This is a genomic window from Microbacterium sp. Leaf351 (assembly GCF_001423825.1).
Taxonomy (GTDB): Bacteria; Actinomycetota; Actinomycetes; order Actinomycetales; family Microbacteriaceae; genus Microbacterium; species Microbacterium ginsengisoli.
Genome location: NZ_LMPK01000009.1, coordinates 175659 through 179324, shown reverse-complemented (window position 1 = coordinate 179324; position 3666 = coordinate 175659). Strand labels below are relative to the sequence as shown.

Genomic DNA, 3666 nt, shown 5'->3' with positions numbered 1-3666 from the left:
CCACGGGACTTGACCACCAGCCCCGCCCGGCCCGCACACCCGCGGGGAAACATCACGAGTTTTTGCAGCCCCCTTCGCACGATCCACCCGCGCCGCGCTCAAAAGTCCCTCTCTCCTACGTCTCCCAACCAGGAGTAGGTACGTGCAGGGTTGTGCGACTGGCTGACGCCGCTTCGCACTCAGTCGGTCCTCGTGTGTTGTCGCGGGGTTCGACGCGGCAGGCGGGCGCTGAGCGCTTCGAGCCGCCGAGGTCGGATGAAAGATCGGAGGTTGTTGTGCCGCTGCCGAAACACGGGACGGTTCGCCGATACAAGGCGGGATGCCGTTGCTCGCCCTGCACCGACGCGAACACGGAGGCGAATCGTCGCTATCGCGAGAACCGCCGTCGTCGGGAAGGTCGGGAGGCGCCTCGTACCTCGCGCGCGAAGGACGTACCTGCGTCCCGCGACGCACCTACGCGCAAGCCGTCCAAGCGCCCTGCACATGACCTGTCCGACGCCGAGGTAGATCGGGCGCTCGACGACATCGCCGTGCAACTCAAGGCCGGCCCGATCGAGGCGGCAGCGCGGGAGGCGCTGTCTGGCGAGGCGTCCGCGGAGGTGAGGTTGCGGCGCGAGGTCGCGTTCCGCGGCGCGCGCGCTCTCGACGACCCGGCAAACGCGCGCTTCTACGCGTCGACAACGTCGGCCCTTCTCGCGGTGCTCGACTCGCTCGCGAAACTCGCGCCGAACAGCAGTGGGGAGGCGAAGGCTATTGAGCAGCTCATGGGTGCGCTCGGCTCCGGCCGGAGTTCCCGACGCCGAGCCGCGGTGGATGACGCCCCGCAATCCGGCTCGGGAGACGATCGCTGACGAGCCGATAGCGGTCATGCGGGTCATGGGATCGGATCCGATGCCGTGGCAGCGCGACCTGTTCGAGGTGGCGTTCGAGGTCGACGCGTCCGGGTTGCTCTGGTATCGCGAGATCGTCGTCGTGATCATGCGCCAGAGCGGCAAGAGCACGATCGTGATCCCGTGGGGCGTTCACCGCATGATCGGGTGGGGCGAGCGTCAGTTCCTGCTCTACATCGCGCAGACCCGCGACAAGGCTCGCGAGAAGCTGCTCGAGGAGCACTTCTTCCACATCAACCGTTCGCCGCTGCGGCGCCTGCTCGTGCCGAACCGTTCGGGGAAGATCCTCCCCGTCATGGTCAACGGCTCGGAGCATCTGAAGTTCACGAACGGGTCGAAGTGGTCGATTGACGCGCCGACGGAGGACGCGGGCCACGGTGGGACGCTCGGGCTCACGGTCGGCGATGAGATCTTCGCGCTGCGTGACTCGCGGCTCGAGTCGGCGCTCATGCCGGCGACGGCTGCGGTCGATGACGCGCAGTCGCTGTGGATCTCCACGCCGGGCGAGAGCAAGACGAAGAGTCCGTTCCTGTGGGGGAAGGTGTCGAAGGGACGCAGCCGTGTGGAGCTTGCGCGGGCCGACCCGACGCAGCTCGACCGGTCGCGGTCGCTGTATGTGGAGTTCTCCTTCGCGGACGACGAGGATCCCTACGACCCGATGACGTGGTGGCGCCGCATGCCGGCGCTCGGGTTCACTCAGACGCTCGAGAAGATCCAGAGCTTCGCCGACTCGATGGGCGAGGCGGAGTTCCGGCGCGCCTTCGGATGCCAGTGGGGCGACGACTTCGCGTCCGATTGGAAGATCCCGCGCGAAGCGTGGGAGGCATCGCGCGACGTCGATTCGACGATCGCCGACGACCAGCTCGTCTACGTGTTCGACGTTGCGCCTGACTCGGCGTGGGCTTCGATCTCCGTCGCGGGAGTGCGCGACGACGGACGCATTCACGTCGAGGTGATCTCTGACGGGCTCGGCACGGACTGGCTCGTCGACGGAGATCCCTCCCGCGGGCTCGTCGGGATGCGTGACATTCACGCGGCCGATCCCGGCGATATCTGGTACGAGCACAAGTTCGCCGGGTTCGTCGTTCCTCGGATGCGAGACGCCGGACTCGAGCCGCAACCCATACCCGCGCAGGACATCGCGATCAGCGGGCCGGCGCTACTCGACCTTGTGTTGAACGACCAGATTCGGCAGCTCGGACAGCAGGAGCTTGAGGAGCAGATCGCGTCGGCCGCGACGAGGGTATCCGGCGACGTGTGGCGTTGGGCTCGCGGCAAGTCAATGCGGGCGATCACGGGATTAACGTCGGTCAGCCACGCCGCGCAGATCCTCACGCGCACGCTCCCGGAGCTGGCATACGACCCGCTAGCCGCGCTGCGAATCGCGAACGGGCTTACCAAGAAGGAGGCTGCATGAACGACGAACAAGCCAAGAAGCGCCGCAAGGAGCGCATCGCGAGCGGGTTCGAGCTGATCGGGATCGCGCTCGTCGTGGTGGGTATCGCCCTCTGGGCGCCGCCCGTCGCGCTGATCGTGGCGGGGCTCGGGTGCTTCGTCATCGCTCACCCGATCCCACGGTGGTGGGACCGGTGAGCGTCCTCACGCGCGAAGTCGAGCAGCGTGACATCACGGGAGCGGATGTGTGGGGGCCTGACTGGGAGGCGCCGCCGAGCACGTCGACCGCGATCCCCGCCGTCTACGGAGCCGTCCGCCTCATCGGGGACGAGTGGGCGCAGGCGCCCATCACCGTGACCGAGCCGCGAAACGGCGAGCTGGAAATGGTCGACCTGCCCCTGATCCTCGAGGATCCCGACCCGTACCTGTCCGAGTTCGAGTGGCGCTTCGCTCTCGTGGCTGCGCTCAAGCTCCGGGGCAACGCCTACGGGCTGGTCGATGACGGACGCCGCTTCTGCCGGTGGTTGCCGAACGAGTGGGTGACGGTCGACGAGTCGAACCGCATGAAGCCGGTCTATCGCGTCAATGGGCGTCCGATGGACCTCGTCAAGCAGGGCGGGAATCTCGTGCATATCCGCGAGTTCACTCAACCTGGCTCCGTGGTCGGCCTGTCACCGATCGAACACTTCGCGGCCACGTTCGAGACGAGCGCACTCGCGCGGCAGTACGGGCGCCGCTGGTTCAAGGGCTCGTCGATGCCTCCTGCGATCCTCTCCGCCAAGACGCCACGGATGGATCCGGCACTGCTCGTCGAGGCGCGCGACGACTTCGTGAAAGCCGCGAAGTCCGGGCTTCCAGTCGCGCTCCCTGGCGAGTGGGACTACACGAAGATCACCGTCACGCCCGAGGAAGCGCAGTTCCTCCTCACCATCCAGGCGACCGCGAACGAGGTTGCCGTCATCTTCGGTGTGCCGCCCGAGAAGGTGGGCGGACGTGCGGGCTCCAGCCGCTCCTACTCGAACGTCGAAATGGATCAGGAGCTGTTCGAGATCGAGACGCTGGGCGGCGTATCCGGCCGCGTCGCGTCGGGCTTGAAGCCCATCCTTCGCCCTCGTCAGCGGATCACGTTCGATCTCACGGTGCTGAAGCAGCCGGGTGCGCTCGAGCGGGCGCGGATCGACACCGAGGAGCTGCGCAACGGCACGACGTTCCTCGAGGAAGCGCGGCGCGCGAAGGGCAAGAAGCCGCCGACCGCGAAGCAGATCGCGGACTGGCAGCAGTGGTACTCGACGACCAAGAGCGCGGCCGAGTCGCTCGCGACCTCGATCGCAATCGCACAGAAGGAGGGGTAATGACCCAAGTCGTTGAACGGCGAGCGTTT

Annotated in this window: 4 protein-coding genes; all 4 read left to right on the top strand. The window is 67.0% G+C overall.

Annotation, left to right across the window (positions count from 1 at the left end; all coding sequences use genetic code 11):
• Positions 1–275 precede the first annotated feature (275 nt).
• The 4 genes from ASG00_RS14800 to ASG00_RS04145 are packed head-to-tail and all read left to right on the top strand — an operon-like array spanning position 276 to position 3637.
• The gene (locus tag ASG00_RS14800) at positions 276–851 is read left to right on the top strand and encodes a hypothetical protein (protein ID WP_156454821.1); all 576 of its coding nucleotides are present in this window, start codon (positions 276–278) and stop codon (positions 849–851) included.
• A 25-nt stretch (positions 852–876) separates the two neighbouring features.
• Positions 877–2307 (top strand): terminase large subunit, encoded by a 1431-nt coding sequence (locus ASG00_RS04155; protein WP_056207099.1) that lies wholly within the window; start codon positions 877–879, stop codon positions 2305–2307.
• Positions 2304–2483: a hypothetical protein gene (locus ASG00_RS15220; protein ID WP_056207098.1), complete on the top strand. Its 180-nt coding sequence runs from the start codon at positions 2304–2306 to the stop codon at positions 2481–2483. Before ASG00_RS04155 ends, ASG00_RS15220 begins: the two co-directional genes overlap by 4 nt.
• Positions 2480–3637, top strand: a complete 1158-nt coding sequence (locus tag ASG00_RS04145) for a phage portal protein (RefSeq protein ID WP_162237869.1) — start codon at positions 2480–2482, stop codon at positions 3635–3637. Before ASG00_RS15220 ends, ASG00_RS04145 begins: the two co-directional genes overlap by 4 nt.
• The last annotated feature ends 29 nt before the right edge of the window (positions 3638–3666 follow it).